This is a genomic window from Chryseobacterium rhizosphaerae (assembly GCF_003385455.1).
Taxonomy (GTDB): Bacteria; Bacteroidota; Bacteroidia; order Flavobacteriales; family Weeksellaceae; genus Chryseobacterium; species Chryseobacterium rhizosphaerae.
Map to the genome: position 1 here is coordinate 98718 of NZ_QNUF01000008.1, position 18567 is coordinate 117284.

General features: G+C 36.4%; 16 protein-coding genes. 14 read left to right on the forward strand and 2 right to left on the reverse strand.

All coding sequences use genetic code 11. The features are described from left to right. Window positions 1-141: 141 nt before the first annotated feature. The 14 genes from DRF57_RS09210 to DRF57_RS09275 all read left to right on the forward strand — a co-directional run bounded on the left by DRF57_RS09210 (window position 142) and on the right by DRF57_RS09275 (window position 16712). Window positions 142-699 (forward strand): NuoI/complex I 23 kDa subunit family protein, encoded by a 558-nt coding sequence (locus DRF57_RS09210; RefSeq protein ID WP_040996950.1) that lies wholly within the window; start codon window positions 142-144, stop codon window positions 697-699. Next, window positions 699-1196 (forward strand): NADH-quinone oxidoreductase subunit J family protein, encoded by a 498-nt coding sequence (locus DRF57_RS09215; protein ID WP_047494349.1) that lies wholly within the window; start codon window positions 699-701, stop codon window positions 1194-1196. Before DRF57_RS09210 ends, DRF57_RS09215 begins: the two co-directional genes overlap by 1 nt. 3 nt (window positions 1197-1199) lie before the next feature. Beyond that, window positions 1200-1529 (forward strand): NADH-quinone oxidoreductase subunit NuoK, encoded by a 330-nt coding sequence (gene nuoK / locus DRF57_RS09220; RefSeq protein WP_047494345.1) that lies wholly within the window; start codon window positions 1200-1202, stop codon window positions 1527-1529. Window positions 1530-1531: 2 nt separating this feature from the next. Then, a complete protein-coding gene (gene nuoL, locus DRF57_RS09225) occupies window positions 1532-3445 on the forward strand; it encodes an NADH-quinone oxidoreductase subunit L (protein ID WP_084086807.1) in 1914 nt (637 codons plus the stop codon). 2 nt (window positions 3446-3447) lie between these two features. Further along, window positions 3448-4941, forward strand: a complete 1494-nt coding sequence (locus DRF57_RS09230) for a complex I subunit 4 family protein (protein ID WP_047494340.1) — start codon at window positions 3448-3450, stop codon at window positions 4939-4941. 151 nt (window positions 4942-5092) lie between these two features. After that, window positions 5093-6472: an NADH-quinone oxidoreductase subunit N gene (locus DRF57_RS09235; RefSeq protein WP_047494337.1), complete on the forward strand. Its 1380-nt coding sequence runs from the start codon at window positions 5093-5095 to the stop codon at window positions 6470-6472. A 143-nt stretch (window positions 6473-6615) separates the two neighbouring features. Further along, window positions 6616-7695, forward strand: coding sequence for a hypothetical protein (locus DRF57_RS09240; protein ID WP_123863306.1), 1080 nt, complete (start codon window positions 6616-6618; stop codon window positions 7693-7695). A 39-nt stretch (window positions 7696-7734) separates the two neighbouring features. After that, window positions 7735-8238 (forward strand): DUF4280 domain-containing protein, encoded by a 504-nt coding sequence (locus tag DRF57_RS09245; protein WP_047494331.1) that lies wholly within the window; start codon window positions 7735-7737, stop codon window positions 8236-8238. A 17-nt stretch (window positions 8239-8255) separates the two neighbouring features. After that, the gene (locus tag DRF57_RS09250) at window positions 8256-11315 is read left to right on the forward strand and encodes a peptidoglycan DD-metalloendopeptidase family protein (RefSeq protein WP_115918137.1); all 3060 of its coding nucleotides are present in this window, start codon (window positions 8256-8258) and stop codon (window positions 11313-11315) included. A gap of 3 nt (window positions 11316-11318) precedes the next feature. Beyond that, on the forward strand, window positions 11319-12482 hold the full coding sequence (locus DRF57_RS09255) for a hypothetical protein (protein ID WP_115918139.1): 1164 nt from the start codon (window positions 11319-11321) through the stop codon (window positions 12480-12482). Between the two features lie 65 nt (window positions 12483-12547). After that, complete coding sequence (locus DRF57_RS09260) at window positions 12548-13141, forward strand: hypothetical protein (RefSeq protein WP_115918141.1); 594 nt, start codon at window positions 12548-12550, stop codon at window positions 13139-13141. Window positions 13142-13180: 39 nt separating this feature from the next. Next, window positions 13181-13522 carry a hypothetical protein gene (locus tag DRF57_RS09265; protein ID WP_115918143.1) on the forward strand — a complete coding sequence of 114 codons (342 nt, stop codon included), beginning with the start codon at window positions 13181-13183 and terminating at the stop codon, window positions 13520-13522. Between the two features lie 137 nt (window positions 13523-13659). Next, the gene (locus DRF57_RS09270; RefSeq protein ID WP_115918145.1) at window positions 13660-14217 is read left to right on the forward strand and encodes a hypothetical protein; all 558 of its coding nucleotides are present in this window, start codon (window positions 13660-13662) and stop codon (window positions 14215-14217) included. Window positions 14218-14411: 194 nt separating this feature from the next. Beyond that, on the forward strand, window positions 14412-16712 hold the full coding sequence (locus tag DRF57_RS09275) for a GAF domain-containing protein (RefSeq protein WP_115918147.1): 2301 nt from the start codon (window positions 14412-14414) through the stop codon (window positions 16710-16712). 29 nt (window positions 16713-16741) lie between these two features. Here the strand turns inward: DRF57_RS09275 and DRF57_RS09280 are convergent, their stop codons facing one another. Beyond that, entirely contained in the window at window positions 16742-17266 is a 525-nt protein-coding gene (locus DRF57_RS09280; RefSeq protein ID WP_123863307.1) for a hypothetical protein, read from the reverse strand. A 106-nt stretch (window positions 17267-17372) separates the two neighbouring features. Beyond that, window positions 17373-18548: a Pycsar system effector family protein gene (locus tag DRF57_RS09285; protein ID WP_047494313.1), complete on the reverse strand. Its 1176-nt coding sequence runs from the start codon at window positions 18546-18548 to the stop codon at window positions 17373-17375. Window positions 18549-18567: the final 19 nt, after the last annotated feature.

Here is an 18567-nt window from a genome sequence, read left to right on the forward strand (position 1 = left end):
AATGAGCTGATTTGAAAATTTGATAATGAAATCAAAGCTTTATCTTTAGCGTATCATATTCAATCATCAATATTAAATAATTAAGATAACAGACAAGATTAGTCTAAAATCTAATGTCTAACATCTAATATCTATAATTAAATGAAACTTACAAACAGATCAAAAGTTGTTTCCAATAAAGAAATGACCCTTGCTGAAAAAATCTACCTTCCTGCTATTTTTACAGGAATGGGGATTACATTTAAGCATGCTGTAAGAACCGTGATAAAGGGTGCTCCCGCAGTATATTCGTATCCGGAAGTACAGAAGCCAAGAACTACCATCTGGAGAGGTCAGCACGTTTTGAAAAGAGACGAGGAAGGCAGAGAAAGATGTACGGCCTGTGGACTTTGTGCGGTAGCCTGTCCTGCAGAAGCCATTACGATGACTGCTGCTGAAAGAACCAAAGAGGAAAAAGGCCTTTACAGAGAAGAAAAATATGCTTCAGTATATGAAATCAATATGCTGAGATGTATCTTCTGTGGAATGTGTGAAGAAGCTTGTCCTAAATCTGCCATCTATCTTACAGACAGATTGGTAGACGTGGAAACCAACAGAGGTTCTTTTATCTATGGAAAGGATAAATTAGTTGAAAAAATAAATGAAAGGATTGACATCACAACAAGACAATCCGAGAAACAAAAAAATGCGGTAAAATAATGGATCAGTTTTTATTTTTCTTGGTGGCGTTTTTAGCAGTGGCAAGTGCTGTTTATTTTGTATTTGCAAGAAATCCTTTATATGCTATTTTGTCATTAATCGTCACGATGTTTTCAATTGCAGGAATGTACATTCTTTTGAATGCACAGTTCTTAGCTATTATCCAGATTATAGTGTACGCAGGTGCCATTATGGTACTTTTCCTTTACATCCTAATGATGCTTAACCTTAATAAAGGAGACGAAAGTAAGAAGAACAATACTTTAAAATTTGTTGGAGTTTTTACAGCAGGTCTTCTTTTAGTGGGAGTATTAGGGGTTTTCAGAGGAGTACAAGACAACCACATCGTGGTGGAAAATGTAGACAGAGGAGTGGGTCTTACTAAAAATCTGGGTAGACTTTTGTTTAATGAATATGTTTTACCGTTTGAGCTTGCTTCCATCCTAATTTTGGCAGGTATTGTAGGCGCGGTATTAATCGGTAAAAAAGATTTATAAATTATGGGAGAAGTAAATACATTTATACAAAGCATCCCTTTGGAGTACTTCATCATCCTTTCTTCGGTATTGTTTTGCCTGGGAGTGATGGGAGTATTGCTAAGAAAAAATGCTATTGTGATTCTGGGCTGTGTAGAGCTTATGCTGAATTCTGTAAACCTTTTGTTGGCAGCTTTTTCAGCATATAAAGGCAACGGCGACGGACAGCTTTTAGTTTTCTTCATTATGGTAGTGGCTGCTGCTGAAGTAGCAGTAGGTTTGGCAATTATTGCTATGCTATATAGAAATACCCGTTCTGTAGATGTGAGTATATTTAATAAATTAAGAGGATAAGAATGGAGAATTTAGTATATGCAATAGTACTTTTACCACTTTTAGGGTTTCTTATTAACGGTTTATTCGGGAAAAATCTTCCCAAAATATTGGTTGGATCTTTGGCCACTGCAGCAGTGTTCGGATCTTTCTGTATTGCTGTAAGTCTTTTCATGAATTTCAATTCTGAAAGCCAGCCTGTAATCGTAAAAGCTTTTGAATGGTTTAGAGTAAATGGGGTACAAATTAATTTTGGATTCCAGATTGATCAGCTTTCTTTAATGATGGTGATGATCATCACGGGTATCGGATCCCTGATCCACCTATACTCTATCGGATATATGAGTCATGATAAAGGATTCTATAAGTTCTTTACTTACCTGAATCTTTTCATCTTCTCGATGTTACTTTTAGTAATGGGAAGCAACTACCTTATCCTATTCATCGGATGGGAAGGTGTAGGTCTTTGTTCTTACCTGTTGATCGGATTCTGGTATACCAACGAAGAATACGGTAAAGCAGCAAGAAAAGCTTTCATTATGAACAGAATTGGTGACCTTGCATTATTGATCGGTATCTTTATGATTGCTGCTCAGACCAATGCTGTAGATTACCTTTCCGTAGCAGAAAATGCTTCAAAATTTGAATTAGACGGAACAGTGATTATCTTTATCACCGCCAGTTTATTTATCGGTGCTACCGGTAAATCTGCTCAGGTTCCTTTATATACATGGTTACCGGACGCAATGGCCGGTCCTACTCCTGTATCAGCGTTGATCCACGCGGCAACGATGGTTACGGCAGGGATCTATTTGGTAGTAAGATCAAACTTCTTATTTACTTTAGCTCCTACTGTACAGGGAGGAATTTTATTAATCGGATTCTTAACGGCAGCTTTAGCAGGATTCTATGCACTTCGTCAGAACGATATTAAAAAAGTATTGGCATACTCTACAGTTTCACAGCTTGGATTTATGTTTATTGCTTTAGGTCTTGGAGCTTATACAACAGCTATGTTCCACGTAATGACGCACGCATTCTTTAAAGCTTTACTGTTCTTAGGGGCAGGTTCTGTAATCCATGCTATGAGTAACGAGCAGGATATGCGTTTCATGGGAGGTCTTAAAAAATACATTCCTCTTACCCACGCTACATTCCTTATCGGAACATTAGCCATCTCAGGTTTCCCTTTATTATCAGGGATGATCTCTAAAGACGAAATTTTAGTAGCAGCTTTCGCTAAAAATCCGGTTTACTGGGTAATTTTATTTGTTTTAGCGGCAATGACTGCAACCTATATGTTCAGATTATACTATTTGACATTCCACGGAGAGTTCAGAGGTACTGAAGAGCAAAAACACCACTTACATGAAAGTCCGTCAAATATGACATTACCATTGATCGTATTGGCTATTCTTTCTGTAATCGGAGGTTTTATCAACCTGCCACACTTCATCGGTCACGGTCATTATGCTAAACTGATGGAATGGTTGAAGCCGGTTCTTACGGAACAGAGCTACAACCAGATGGAAGCTACTCTTTCAGGAGTACCTTTTAATACTGAAATGATCTTACTGGCAGCTACAGTGGTGATGTTCTTTACTGTATGGTTCATCGTTAGAAATACTTATGTAAGTAAGAAAAAGATGGCTGTTGCAGAGGAAAACTATACCGGATGGGAAAAGCTTTCTGCTAAGAAATTATACGTTGACGAACTTTACAACGCATTGATTGTAAAAACTGTTGAAGGATTAGGACGCGGAGGAAAGATGTTTGATAAGGGTATCTTAGACCGTTTTGTAAACTTTGTAGGTGATGGTGCTGAAGACAGCGGAAAAGCTATGAAGCGTGTTCAAAACGGAAATGTAGAGACGTATATTCTTATCATGTCTTTAGCTGTGGGAATTATATTAATTGTTAACTTTTTATTACAATAATAATGTCTTGTTTATTATTAACATTATTACTTTTACCTCTAGTAGGTTCGGGATTAGTTTTTGCATGGAAGAGTAATTCCAGCAAATATTTGGCACTGGGAATTGCATTGGTACAAATGCTTCTTACATTTTATATACTTTCGGATTTCGATTTTACTCCGACAGTAGATAGTGTATTGCAGCATGAAATCAATTATCCCTGGTCACAATTTATGAAGAGTTCTCTTCACTTCGGTATCGATGGGATGAGTATGCTTCTGCTATTGCTGACTAATATTTTAGCGCCAATTATCATTTTATCTTCTTTCAATGAAAGTGTAAACTACAGAAATACATTCTACGGTTTGATTCTGTTGATGCAATTTGGTCTTGTAGGAGTTTTTACTTCTTTAGACGGATTGTTGTTCTACATTTTCTGGGAAGTAACATTGATTCCAATTTGGTTTATCGCCGGACTTTGGGGACAGGAAAATAAAAGGTTCGAATTCACTACGAAGTTTTTCGTATATACATTCGTTGGATCTTTGTTTATGCTGGCTGGATTGATCTATGTGTACAACCACTCTGCATCATTCGCCCTAACAGATCTATACAATGCACAACTTAACGAAGTACAGCAGACTGTGGTATTCTGGTTCATTTTCTTTGCATTTGCAGTGAAATTACCGGTATTCCCTTTCCATACATGGCAGCCTGATACCTATACCTACTCTCCTACTCAAGGATCCATGTTGTTATCAGGGATCATGCTTAAGATGGCAGTGTACGGGGTAATGCGTTATTTACTTCCAATTACTCCACTTCCTATTGCTGGAATTTCAGGACAGATTGTGATCATTCTTGCTATTGTAGGCATTGTTCATGGAGCACTGATTGCTATCATCCAGACGGATATGAAGAGAATCATTGCGTATTCCTCTTTTTCTCACGTAGGATTAATGGTGGCAGGGATCTTTGCTTCAGCAGTGGTTACTTTAAGAGGAAACTTCAATGTTGAAGGTGCTGAAGGAGCTTTGGTACAGACTTTTGCTCACGGTATCAACGTGGTAGGATTATTCTACTGTTGTGATATTTTATACAAGAGATTTAAATCAAGAGATATCAGACAGATGGGAGGTTTAGCAAAAGTAGCTCCTAAATTTGCAGTGTTATTCTTGATCATTATATTAGGTTCAATGGGAGTTCCATTAACCAATGGATTTATCGGAGAATTTATTCTATTGAAATCAGTATATGATTTTAACGGAACAGCAGCGGTAATTGCTGGTCTTACGGTAATTCTTTGTGCTGTATATTTATTGAGGTTCTACGGAAAAGCAATGTTTGGAGAAGGAGATGAAGCAGTTCTAAGCACAGCAAAAGATTTATCAGGTGTAGAGTTTTCTGTATTGGCAAGTTTAGCGGTTTTTGTGATTTTACTTGGTATTTTCCCACAACCGGTAATAGACATGGTGAGCAGTTCAGTGAAGTTTATCTACACGGCGATGGCCAACTAAAAATTAAAAGATTTAAAAATTAAAAAATTAGGAGATTAGAAGAGCGTAAGAGGCAGGAGACTGAGAGATTAGAGACAGGACATCAAACCTTGAACCTTATCCCTTACATCTTGAATTTTAAACTTCAAATCTCACATCTCAAATCTATATTATGAGTGTTTTAATTATTGTTTTCCTAACGGCAGTTATTGCGTTATTTTCAGGAGTTTTTGAACAAGGAAAATTCGCAAGATACATTGGGATTTTGGGATTAATCATTGCATTGTACGTAAGTTTTATGCCGGAATGTTCGTTCTTCGACCATTACAAGCATATGTATGAGTACAGTGCCAATACAGCATTATTCACAAAAATATCCATTGTAACAACCTTATTGTTATTCTTCCTTGGAGGTTTTGCATTCAGCAATCACAGAAGCCACCAGTCAGAATTATATGCTTTGATGCTATTTGCATTATGTGGAGGGATCATCCTTTTCGGATACCAAAACCTGGTGACCATGTTCCTGGGTGTGGAGATTCTTTCTATACCACTCTATGTAATGGCCGGAGCCAACAAAACTGATTTAAGATCAAACGAAGCTTCAATCAAATATTTCTTAATGGGTGCATTCGCGACAGGTTTCTTACTTTTCGGAATTGCGTTCATCTATGGAAGTGCAGGAAGTTTTGATCTCTATAAAATCCATGATTTTGGAGTAGCAAACACTGGGAATGTAATGTTCATCTTAGGGGTATTACTCATCCTTTGTGCATTGGCATTCAAAGTCGCTTTGGCACCTTTCCATATGTGGAGCCCTGATGTATATGCAGGTTCTCCTTCATTAATCACGGCTTTCATGGCAAGTGTAGTAAAAATCTCAGGATTCTTCGCACTATTCAGATTAATGACCATTGGTTTTGCTGGGGTTACCCACGAATGGATCAATGTTTTAGGAGTATTCTTAATTATTACTTTGCTTTTGGCAAACGTTATGGGTCTTGCCCAGACCAATGCCAAAAGAATGCTGGCTTACTCTTCAGTTTCTCACGCCGGATACATCGGATTGGTATTCTTCGGAATGACCAGCCTTTCTACTTATAATTTAGCATTTTATTTATTTGCGTACTCATTATCTACAGTAGGAGTTTTTATGTGCTTAATCTGGGTAGAGAAATTAAAGAGAGAAACTTCTTTCGGAGCATTCAAAGGATTGGCAAAAACAGAACCTTTATTGGCTACTGCAGCAGCAATCTCTATGCTTTCCATGGCAGGGGTTCCATTAACAGCTGGTTTCATGGGAAAATTTGCTTTATTCTCCCAGGCTATGAACGGTGCGGCTTTCCTTGTATTGGTAGCAGTACTAGGTTCTGCCCTATCTATCGCTTATTATTTAAGACTGATTGTAGCTATGTTCTTCTTTAAAGAATCAACATTCAAGTCATCAGAGAAAGTAACACTTACTTATAATATCATTGCAGTAGTTGTTATTGCGTTGATTATCGTTTTGGGAATTTTCCCGGATCTGTTTGCAAGAATATTCGGACTGTAAAAAGTTATCCACATTATATTAAAAACCTTCCAGAGATCTGGAAGGTTTTTTTTGTCAAAATTTTTATAAATTTCATACAGTAAAATAAATTTTATTCTCTATTATTATAACCATCATCACACATTATTAAACACACCAATCATATGATCACGTATATGACTCTTCCAGGCGATACTCTAGAGAAAATTGCGTCTGACCTGAAAGTAGAAAATCCCAACTATATCAAAGAGGTACATAATAAATACTGTGCCTTGCAAAACAGACTGGTAGAACCTGTGCAACTGAAACCCGGAACACTCCTTCATATTCCGTTTGGGGACGAAATAAAGGATCTCAATACTAAAATTAATGAAAATGGGGACAGTTTCTACTATCATCCGCCCCATGGAAAGATTCCGCTTCAAGTCCCTTTATTGGATGGCAGCTATAAGATTAGGCATCAGAAATACCGGGACCTCAACATAGAGGCAGATTATCAGTATCAAGTGGAACTTAAATATCTGAGAACGGAAAACGACCAGCACTTTTTTTCAATGCAGGTATTGGGTTCCCAAAAAGACGGCCAAGAATCAGACAGCAAAATTTCCAGCTTGGCGAAAGCCTGCGCAGCAATCATATATCCATTGCAAATCAAAATAGATACAACAGCCAAACTTTTAAGTGCAGAGTTTATGCATACTGAAACAGTCATTACAGAGGAACTGGAAGCGCTGAAAAACTATTTTACAGACGAACTTTCAGCTTCTTATATCGATCAAATGAAAAAAAAGGCAGGAGATGAAAAACAGGTCCTTGGAGCTATAAAACATACACTTCCTATACAGTTTTTATTTGGATCCTTTTACAGAGCCCAATATGGAGACTGGACCGACTCCAAAATCTATCATGAGTTTCTTCCTTGGATTGCCAATGCTTCGCCCATACGTTTTGAGCTTTATAACCGGATCTTACCGAAAGATTCTGTTACAGATAATGAAGTTCTGAAAATCATTCAGACTGGCAGTTGCTGTGATTACCGGAATCTCAATCAGCTTTATGATAAAAACTATATTTATCTTGAACAAACTCCCATTAATGAAAATTCTGTAAGCTGCCGCCATGAAGCAGAATATATCTTTACCCGGAATGACCTGGCGGTTCAAAAAATATCCGGAAGTTTTGAAATTCAGATTGGTGATGTAGCAGAAAAAGATGTTTTTGTGATCGAAAAGCAATTAAAATAAATTAGTATCTTTGAGACAACACCATCAAAAACGCAAAATATGTCCGAATCCGCATCACCACATGACGGAAAACACTTTGTCATACAGAAAGGAAAAGCCCAGTGTAATCAGGGTGATCTCTTTCCACAATTTAAAGTCACTTCCCACCAGAAACATTACTGGAATAATGAAGAAGGTAAGGCAGATTATCTGGCCGTTACCGAGGATGATCTTCAGTTTAATCCTCAAGGCCCAAGTTTCGGAAAATGTAAACTGAAACCGACCCCCGGAGGATATCTTCCCTGCGCATATGCTCCTGCAGGAAAATGGCAAAAAACTTACGAAAAAGTAAAGGTAATGGGTAAAAGCTGCGTTACAGAAATCTCAGAACTTATGTGCTCTACAGGTGGAAAGATTACCATCATGGAACATGGACAGACTGCTGCTATGACTCAGCAGAATGTTAAAAATGCAGACCCTCAGGAACAGCATCATATTAATCCTTTTGTTGATTTCAAAGAATTCCAGAAGGAAACGGATGCCAATGAAGTAGATGCCTATTAACCATACACTTTTCGGCCATGTCAAAACAAGGAATTTATAAAATATCGGGAAATACAAAACCGAAAGTTGGCGAACAGGTTACCTACAAAATTGATGAATGGTATCCTGCCACTCCCAGAGAAAAAAGGAATCCGGCGCTCGTTACCTGGCATCTGTTCAAAAAGGTGAACGGTAAGTTTGTTCCCACCACCATTAAGAAAAAAGGAATAGGTAGCTTTACCTTTAATACAACAGCCTATAAAGATACTTTCAGGATTGAAGCCTATCTTCATAATCCGGAAGGAAAAACACCTATGGCGCTTGAGATACAGCCCCAGCCCAGCGATGTTCCCCGGATCAATAAAGTTGAACTAAAATATATAGACGATACTCCGGGAACAGTTTTCAGCTTCACAGAAAAACTGGTGGCCGAAGCCAAATGTATGAATCTGGAAGCCCAGTATCTGCAATTCACTCTCTGGGAAGATGATTCCAGAGATTCAGGACATAATGCTCAAAATACCCCTATAGACACTAAAAAAGAAAAGGTAAAAAACGGAACTGCCAGGGCAGAATTTATGCTGACAAAAGCGCTTATGCGAAAAGCAATGCAAGGCGAAACAAACCCTCAGCAGCTTGAATTCTATGTAACCGTAGAATACTACGCCCATAAAAAGCATGCAACAGATAATGTAAATATCAATACCCCTCCAGAGTTACGCCCTGCATCGGGTCAACAACAACAACAACAACAACAACAACAACAACAACAACAACAACAACAACAACAACCTGCTCCGTCACCTCAACAGCATCCTGAGCCACAAACAGCTCATGGGCAAATCAATAACACCCAACCGGTAACACCACCATCATCAGGAGGAGTCTCTCCTACCGTCATCAATCAGGTAAGGGTTGAAGACCTTCTGGATGCCTATTTTGCAAAAAAAGAATATACCAGAAAAACAGGAGAAGAGGACGGAACTCATACCTATACTTTCGGAGGAAGCAAAAGTGGCAACAAAACAGCTACTGCAGAAGAAAAAAATAAAGTGGCCCAAACCATTCTTAATAAAATTAAAGAGAACCTGAAATCCTCAAAGAAATATACCACTCTTGAAGTGATTGCTGCTGCATTAACCGCCGAAGCTTATGGAAAAGATACAACCAATCAAAAGACTGTAACTTTTAAAACCTTCAAGCTGGGGGTCGATTTTAAAAAGGTTGACAGTGCTCCATTGGATGATAAACTGTACCTGGTTGCCAGAACTATGCTTCTGGACGGAAAACAGGTCACCATATCCATTAAAGAAAAAGACGGAATTATCAAAGGTTCAGCAGATGCTGTTCTCCCTGTTCTGGAAATTACTGAAGAACAAATGGAACAGAAAACGCCTGCCGGAGGAGAAGTTCCGGGAACCGAAAAAACAGAATTCTCAGGAACCGTAAAAGACAATCTCGTAAAAATTCCTATTCACCTCCGTCCGAAATCCGAAGAAGAGCTGAAACAGTGGAAAGATAAGATCAGCAAAGGAAAAGAAGATGGAACCTATACCTATACATTTGGAGGTACTACCAACATAACTAATGAAACACAAAAGGCTTCCACAGCAAAAATTATCCTCACAAATGCCCAGAAAGGCAATGCCAAAAACCCTAAAATAGAAGAGGGCAAAACCTCCAGTATAGAAGAAATAGAAAAAGTTTTAACCATAAAGGATTACAAAGCCGGAGATACTATCACCTTTAAATTACTGAAAAAGGTGCCAGAATTCCTGTATCTACACGCAAAAGCACAGGGTGAGAAACAACATGATAAGAAGTTCCTGAATAAAGATGGAGCATATTTTGAAATTTCTAAAAAGTGTCCACGTTGTGGAGTTTTAACAATGGAAGAACTTAATGCGATATTTACTGGCGCAAGTGAGGATAAAAAGAAAACACTACAAGAAGCCTTTAATAAAGCCAATAGCAAACTAGGGTTAAATACCTGTCAACAAAAAGCACATTTCTTTGCTCAGGTAAGAGAAGAAATAGGTACATCAATGAATGTTAGTGATGGAGAGAACCTTAGATACTCAGCGGATGCTTTATATAAAGGAGTATGGAATGCTAAAAAGAATAGATATGATGTCTTATTTAGCTATTATCACCACAATAGAGAACGTTCTGACAGAGACGGAAGAACAGCCACGCACCCTTCCAATCCGGTAGCGATTGCGAATAATGCATATGCTAACAGAAATGGTAACGGCAATGCAGCCAGTGGTGATGGATGGAAATACAGAGGACGTGGAATCATCCAGATAACAGGGAAAGAAAAGTATGATAAAATAAATGCCCGATTAACCAGTGATTATCCTGCCTTTGGTATAGCTATAGATGCTGATAATATTAATAATTTAAACGAAGGTACCGTAGCCAGTATGGCTTATTGGAAAGATTATGGCTGTCAAAGCGAAGCTGAAAAAGGAATCGCAAGAAAAAACTTTGATAACATAGTAAATATCGTCAACAGTAATACTTCATCCAGAGAGGCTAGATGGGGACATTTACAACAAATGGTCCGAGTTTTTAAAGTATCCGAATGCAATGGTAATGAAGCTGAGACAGATTCTGCATGGCATAACCCACTTGATAATATGGAATTAAGAGGATGGTACTCAGACACCCAGTGGTCACCAGGGAAAAGTGATTTCCATGGAAGGTCAGGTGGCAAGCATGATGGTTTAGACCTGTATGCACCAGTTGGAACCCCGGTATATGCCTGTATTGATGGAGAAGTAACCTATAGGGCTGATCCGGGAGGATATGGCCACAGAACATTCTTAGAAGGAACCTACAATGGAAAAAAATACTACTTTATGTATTGTCACCTTTCAGAATATAAAACAGGGCAATTTAAGGCAGGTAAGGAAATCGGGAAAACCGGACAAACAGGTAATGCCTCAGGACAAGCTTCAAAAATGGCACATTTGCATTTTGAAGTTCGTACAGAACAAATGTCTAAACCTTCATTCAACCCTTTAACTGAAATACCGGAACTTGGAAAATCTGTTAAAACAAACCCTGATCGTAACTCACAAAATGGATTATAATTTATGAAAATTTCAAAATACCTTATCATTGTTAACATATTCTTTCTATCCTGTAAGGAAACTTCAGGACAGAAAATCGGTAATAAGCCCTCTGATAGAGACCCTAAAATTGAACAGCTTATTCCCAAAGATCAGAAAGTAGTAAGTAAAGAAAAGATTGATATTGATGGTGACAATGAACAGGAAACAGTTATAACAACCTCAGATGCTGATGCTACAACATCTTATGAGTATTGGTTTAAAAATGGTAAACTTTTGTATCAATTCTCTTATCCATGGGGTTCTATCAACAAAAAATGGTTGATAAATATTGATAATGATAAACAATATGAAATCATCAGAGCTATTGGGTATGAAGATGGAATTGACTACGTCATCTATGACATTCAAAATGGAAAACAAATTCCCCTGCTCTACTTTAACCCAGCCCTACAGGATACCCGATATCCTGGAAAAACATTTTGGGGATATCCTGGAGATATAAAAGAATTGGTAACAGATGCTGACAAGAAAATCCTGGTTTCATTAAACAACAATTTTGAAAGGGATGGTGATTATACAATGCCTAAGGATCAACGTGAATTACCATTCATTTATTTTAAGGGAAGTACATCGCAGCCTGATATGGTCATCAAAGAAATTTATACGCCACAGTATAAAAGCTTGGACGAAATTCGTGTTCTTGTAAATATAGCAGGCTCAACCACAGAACAGGCTGTCTTTAACGCTAATGCAAGCTTCAATAACGACCAGATAAAATACAGAATTGAAGTTTTAAAAAACAATTCAGATAAAGATGCATATGACCAGCTGCATTTTAATCTGCCTATAAAGATCTACAAAGGGAATACATTATGGAAAAGCAATGACCATTTGGTTTTTGAAAAACGAAATACTTGTATTTCTGAGGGCTTCAGTACAGTGGCGGTGAAAAATAATTACTTTACGATCGAGCATCAGGACTGCTCAGATTATAATGTATTAGTGAGCGCATATATCACCTTTAAGGTTATCGGAAATGAAATTTACCTCCATAAATACGGGGAAAGCTATTTCGACAAGAGTAATCATGAAAGAAGTATTCCAATGAAGGTATGGACAGAAAAGAACTTCGGAAAAATTAAATTTGAAGATGTAACTGCTGAATTTTTTCAAAAATTGAAGTAGTTTTTCTAAAAATAATTAAGGTTTCTAATGATGGCAAAGTGATAAAAACATATTCTCCTTAAACGATGTACTTACGTAAAATACTATATACAATTGGATTTTTATTACTACTTTCCTGTAAAGAAAAAAAACAAGAGGTTGTTCAAATTAAAAAAACAAAATCTGATACTTCAGTAGCATATTCAATACAGGAAAATGATACTTTACAACAATCAAAAGGCCCAATAAATATAAAAAGTGTTGAAGATAAAACCTCCCCAAAAGAAGAAGAATACTCTCCTGATGGAAACTGGCAGGTAGACTGTAAAAAAGGAGCCGGAAGCTTATCTATCGATGGCAATGAGGCATCACTGACGGTTTTGTATAATCAAATTTATATCGATATGAAAGAACTCAAGAAATATGATTTTGAAAAAGGTATTGCCTATACACTAAAAGAAGTTCCGGAAGATATCGGAAACATTGGAAGAGGGCTCAACTGGAAAGAATATGTAAATAATGAACCTATAGCATATCTGAAGATAATTGATGAAAATACTATGCTTTTCTACTGGTACGGATTTTACAACAAAACAACAAAGCAGAGAGAATGTAAAGAAACTAATTTCCAGCAGGAAAGCAAAACCAAAGAAATCATTCTAAAAAGATGTTCTCCTTAAAATTAAAAATTACAGACAAAGTAATTTTGATATAAAAAAATGCAGGTAAACAATATCACTTTTATATTGTTATTTATTTTTCTCTTCTCATTGGAAGGGAACGCACAGTCATATAATAAAAATAATGTTTTAGGAATATGGAAAACTAAGTGCAATACTGATGATCATGTAAGTAATATTTTATTTTATAATAAGAACGAGGGAGAATTAAACATGTTTAATAATACAAAACTTGTTTCAAAGATGATGGTCGAAATTTCCCCAGATTACAAATTAATAAAATATATAGGAACAAATATTATTGGAGAAGGAGTAGATGTAAAAAAAATCACTTCACTTACAAAAGGAGATGTGATTGCAGTGATTGAGGGTATTGATTAAAATAAAATATCAATACATTGGTTAGGTTTTGAAAAAGAAGAACTATTTATTAACAATCCTTTTAGCCAAGGAAATACTACAACGTTAGTGAAATGTAATAAATAAATTAAACTTTCATAAAAAATGCTCATAATAATATGAAAGTATCTCAAATTTTATTGCTCGTTAGTGCTCTCCAGATTATTTCTTGCAAGGAAACCCATGGCAATAAAAACACTCCGGAACCCAATTCCAGTCCAAGGCATGAGAAGATTGTCACAGGGCAGCAAATACAGAAAACAAAAACGGAAGAAGATCCAGGTCAAGCTTCTGTACAGGAAACAGGATCTATCTGGAACGGGAAATATTCAGGTTCATTTTTAAGATTAAAAGATGAAACTGCAGATCCCAGAGCCTGGGGACAGATTCATCTACACATCCATGGGAAAAGTGCAACACTTTCTATCGATTCTTATGTGGAGAATGTTCAAAAAAAATTAGAAATACTCAGCGAATCAAAAGATGAACTCAGACTAAAAGATATTTCCGATGGGAAATCTCTTACCCTATCTAAAAAATCCGGTACAATCACTATGGAAGGTGACTTAATGGAATCAATAGTCGGAATCAGTGAAAAATATGAAATTGAAAAACTGTCAGATAAAACGTATGATGAAGTTTATAATACGGTAACATCTAATGGTAGATATCAGTAATCCAACTATGATGATCAACATTTCAACATCTTCGGAACACAGTTTATACTGGGATATAATGTTAAATTCTAATACTTATCATAAAAATCAGAAACTCTGAACACCAAACAATTAATGTATTTTTAAAATAATAAAAGTTGTCTCAGACCTATTGAAGACAACTTTTTTCATAACTTTACTTTAAATTTCAGCACTTGGCTAATCTTTACAAAAAAGACTCTCCCTTTCAGGTTTATATATCGTTCAAAAAATATTTGGATGTATTGGAGCATATCCGTTATAACGACCGTCTAGAGTACCGGGTCAATTATGCTGAATCCCTTATCGACAGGACAAAAAATTTCACTGAGCTTAAAGAAGGCTTTCAGGATACCACTCTATTGGAAAAACATGAAGACCTTATCAGGCTTCTCCTTGCTGACCTCTTCCCTACCGGCCTTACCCATAATGAGATCAAAGCAGCAAGCATTCCCCTTTCTAATATTACTTTTAATTATACTGAAAGGTTTAAAAACATCCTTAAGGACGCCGGAAAAGACTTTGAGATAGAGCTCAGAAATATTAGTGACAATGAATTTTATGTTTTCTGCTGCTGCCTGATTCTTCAGAGCTACTTTAAGAAAGATATCAAAAGTACAATCCCTTTTTATTATGACATCCCGAATAAACAGGGAATCATGAAACATTATAAAATAACAGTAAATTCAGACTTTACTGAAATTTATCCCACAGAAGAGGCAAAAATACCATCGGATGATATTTTGGAAATGCTGTTGGAAAATCTTGATGACTTTAAATTGTGGAAAAAGTATTTCCCTTCGCAATCTTGGATATTAAAGGGGTTTACAATTATTTCACTGGTAGACTGCACTTCCGAAGTCGCCCTATCAGATCTGAAATCAAGTATGATAGAGATTGATCCTGAAGATTTAAATCCGGATGAAAACCTGACTGAAATTTTCAAATCCTATTTTGAGGTATCAGATCTTAATTTCGGATTGATGACCTTCAATAAGAAAGAACAGAAACTTGATAAACTCCCGATTTACGAAAGTCTTCTAACCAATCATATCCTTGATTTCTGGATCAATACATTTGATGAAGAAACACGTAAAAACACGTTCAATAACTTAAACCACAATTCAAAACCCATTGTCGTTTCCAATGTCAATAATCTGGATGAAAATGTCAGACAGCTTCCTTCTTTCAGTATATTAAAGGACAATAATGTCAACAGTTTTATGGTCATTCCCATCATGAAAGATAATGAACTCCTTGCGATCATGGAATTCACATCTCCTCTGGCTGGAAGTTTTAATGGCTTAAAACTTAAAAAAATGGAGTTTTTCTCTGATATGATCCTTTTCTCTTTAAGCAGATTTTACTTTGAGAAAAACTACCAGATAGAAGCAATTATCCAACGTGAGTATACTTCTATTCATGACAGTGTGGTATGGAAGTTCAGAAATGAAGCGGAAAAATATTTTACAGCATCGCTTGGAAAAAAAATATATACTTTAAAGGAAATATCATTTAAAAATCTAACCCCTTTATTTGGAGTTTCAGACATCCGTTCTTCTTCGGAAAAGCGTTTTAAACTGATGCTTCAGGACCTCAACCAGCAGATTGAATGGTTAATCGATATTTTAACGTTAACCAATTCTGATTCTGAAAAGTTTATGCTGGCATTAGATGTTTTTGAAAATGAACTGAATAATGAGATCAAAGCTGACACCGAGCAGCGTTTTCAAAGATTATTGAGAGAAGAAATCCATCCGTTCTTACAGGGGAAGCTGGAGGTAAGATCATCCAGAGAATTAAAAGCTAAAATTAAAGATTACTTCCTGCAGGTACGGGTTCAAACTGACTTGTTTTATAATCACAGAAAAAAGCTGGACGACTCTATCACCCTTGTCAACAGGAAGCTGGCAGATATGCTGGATGAAAGCCAGGTGAAAGCTCAACAGATCTTTCCACATTATTATGAAAGATTTAAGTCTGATGGGGTGGAACACAACCTGTACATTGGTACTACCATAGCTCCGGAGCTTCATTACACTTCAAAAGTAGTTCACAAGCTAAGATATTCGCAGCTAAAAACCATCTGCAAAATGGAAATCGAGTTTCAGTCCTTTAAACAGGACCTTCCGATTCAGTTGGATATAGCTTCACTGATCTTTGTATACAATGAAAAAATAGACATCCGATTCAGAATGGATGAAAAACGCTTTGATGTAGATGGTGCTTACAATTCTTATTATGAAATCATAAAAAAACGTCTCGATAAAGCCCATGTGAAAGACTCTTCGGAAAGAATTACCGCTCCCGGAAAAATCACGATTGTTTATTTCGGGATGGAAAACCAGAAGGAATACCTGGAATACATCTCAAAACTTCAGAACAAAGAAATTTTACAACCTAATGTAGAATTTCTAAAAGTTGAAGATCTTCAGGGGATCACAGGGTTGCTGGCACTGAGAGTTTCATTAAAATAAAAAATAACAGTAAACTATTCATGATATGTTTACTTTTTATCATCAATAAAAATGCTCATTTCGAATTCCTCTTTTATTGGAAACCTGTGTACTTTTGCAGACACCCAAGCATTGAGTTCTATTAATTTGAAAATCCTTTCAATCTCTTTTTTAGTATCGTCATCAGTATAACTTAGAATATCTACATTTTCAATAGTATCCTGTTTACCAATTGTTACACGAAACCTATTCTCTCCTTTTTTCGCGTTTTTCGGAATTTTAAAGTTTTGAAATATTCTCTCCCGAAATTTAGCATTTCCACCTTTAAAATTAGCTTCATGCAGACCCATTAATTCCACGTCATCAATACAAGCAGCACCATGAATTTTAACACATTTCTCTAAAGACGTTATAGCTTCCGATTTTAATGAATCAATTATCCGAGATTCTTCTTTTGTTGGTTGAAATGTTCTTATATTTTCTAAAGTTGAAATATGATATGTTACTGATTTTCTCGTTGTGACACAACTGGTGAGGAAAGACAATAATATCAGTGCCAATATTTCTTTTTTCATACTTCCTGTTTTCAATAAAAGCTTCATTAAGTAGAAACCCTCTTCACTGTAAATAAAACAGTCAGCCAACTCAACGCCGGCTGACCATTATAATATATTTTTTGGGTTAAATGCTAAAGAATGCAACGCCAAAAGACAGAACAGAAATAATAATCCCCGCCATAAAGACTTTATACGTTATAGACAGCAGCTTGTATTTCCTGTCAAGCACTTTACCGAGATAATAAAGATCCTTAACCATAGAATCATAAATGTAATCTCTGTCTTTGATCAGGTCTTTCATAGCATTGTGATAATCATCAAACAACATTTGATGGAAGTTACCAAAAAACAGCAGGTTTACTTTTCTGTTAGCAATATCCTGAGGAGTAAACGTCGTTTTAGTAACATTGGGTTTAGTAGATAATATCGCAAAGACGATAGTAAGTACACTGGACAACAGCAATATAAAACTCGGAAGAATCAGGTGTGAGTTTTTAGGAGCGTCCAGTTTCGGAACCAATACGGAAAGACATACGGAAATAATCACGGCATTTACAGACAGCAGAATATTTGCTTTACTGTCGGCAATATCACTCAATCTCGTATGATTATTAAGGGTTACCCTGAATAACGTATCTACACTTCTGTCAGATTTTTCCTTCTCTTTTTTCCCTTCAGAATTATCTTTTTTATCTTCTTTCTTCTCAGCTTCTTTTTCCAGCTTTTTTTCAATCTTTTTGATATTCTTATTTTTTAAAGGTTCCCAGTTTTCTTTCGCATAATCTGTATAAAAAGTATGTCTGTTTTTCAGCATATCCAGATTTCCGGCGTTCCATTCGTCGTTAGAAAAACATTTTACATTGGTAAGTTCCCATTCCTTTCTCAAGGCATCAGAAATATCATTGTAATCATGACCGGCAAAATGACTGAAATCAGCATCCTTCACTATTTTTTCAAGTAGATTCTGAGGTTCATAAGTAATTTTTGTTGCCAGGATCAGCTTTTCAACATCTCCGATATAGTCTTCAGGGTAATTTTCCTGATGTAAAAAATCCTTCATAATCTCTACCCCCCTCTCTTCATGATTCATCGCACATTCTATGTAGCCGGTATCATGGAACCAAAGTGCCACAAGTACCTTCTCCTGATCCGCTTCGGAAACAGGAGTGTTTTTCATGATTTCTTCTGCCTTGTTTACGGTGTAGGCAGTATGAATAAAATTATGATAAAAATATACCGAAGATAACTTATCTTTGAATAAGATTTCAACATAATTTTTAGCTTTGTGTAGAATGCTCATTCCTGAATTTTTGTTATTG

What these genes read in the sequence shown, in the direction of transcription:
- DRF57_RS09210 (WP_040996950.1), top strand. Translation starts at nt 142, where the DNA reads ATGAAACTTACAAACAGATCAAAAGTTGTTTCCAATAAAGAAATGACC.
- DRF57_RS09235 (WP_047494337.1), top strand. Translation starts at nt 5,093, where the DNA reads ATGAGTGTTTTAATTATTGTTTTCCTAACGGCAGTTATTGCGTTATTT.
- DRF57_RS09270 (WP_115918145.1), top strand. Translation starts at nt 13,660, where the DNA reads ATGAAAGTATCTCAAATTTTATTGCTCGTTAGTGCTCTCCAGATTATT.
- DRF57_RS09240 (WP_123863306.1), top strand. Translation starts at nt 6,616, where the DNA reads ATGATCACGTATATGACTCTTCCAGGCGATACTCTAGAGAAAATTGCG.
- DRF57_RS09255 (WP_115918139.1), top strand. Translation starts at nt 11,319, where the DNA reads ATGAAAATTTCAAAATACCTTATCATTGTTAACATATTCTTTCTATCC.
- nuoK (WP_047494345.1), top strand. Translation starts at nt 1,200, where the DNA reads ATGGGAGAAGTAAATACATTTATACAAAGCATCCCTTTGGAGTACTTC.
- nuoL (WP_084086807.1), top strand. Translation starts at nt 1,532, where the DNA reads ATGGAGAATTTAGTATATGCAATAGTACTTTTACCACTTTTAGGGTTT.
- DRF57_RS09245 (WP_047494331.1), top strand. Translation starts at nt 7,735, where the DNA reads ATGTCCGAATCCGCATCACCACATGACGGAAAACACTTTGTCATACAG.
- DRF57_RS09215 (WP_047494349.1), top strand. Translation starts at nt 699, where the DNA reads ATGGATCAGTTTTTATTTTTCTTGGTGGCGTTTTTAGCAGTGGCAAGT.
- DRF57_RS09265 (WP_115918143.1), top strand. Translation starts at nt 13,181, where the DNA reads ATGCAGGTAAACAATATCACTTTTATATTGTTATTTATTTTTCTCTTC.
- DRF57_RS09230 (WP_047494340.1), top strand. Translation starts at nt 3,448, where the DNA reads ATGTCTTGTTTATTATTAACATTATTACTTTTACCTCTAGTAGGTTCG.
- DRF57_RS09250 (WP_115918137.1), top strand. Translation starts at nt 8,256, where the DNA reads ATGTCAAAACAAGGAATTTATAAAATATCGGGAAATACAAAACCGAAA.
- DRF57_RS09285 (WP_047494313.1), bottom strand. Translation starts at nt 18,548, where the DNA reads ATGAGCATTCTACACAAAGCTAAAAATTATGTTGAAATCTTATTCAAA.
- DRF57_RS09280 (WP_123863307.1), bottom strand. Translation starts at nt 17,266, where the DNA reads ATGAAAAAAGAAATATTGGCACTGATATTATTGTCTTTCCTCACCAGT.
- DRF57_RS09260 (WP_115918141.1), top strand. Translation starts at nt 12,548, where the DNA reads ATGTACTTACGTAAAATACTATATACAATTGGATTTTTATTACTACTT.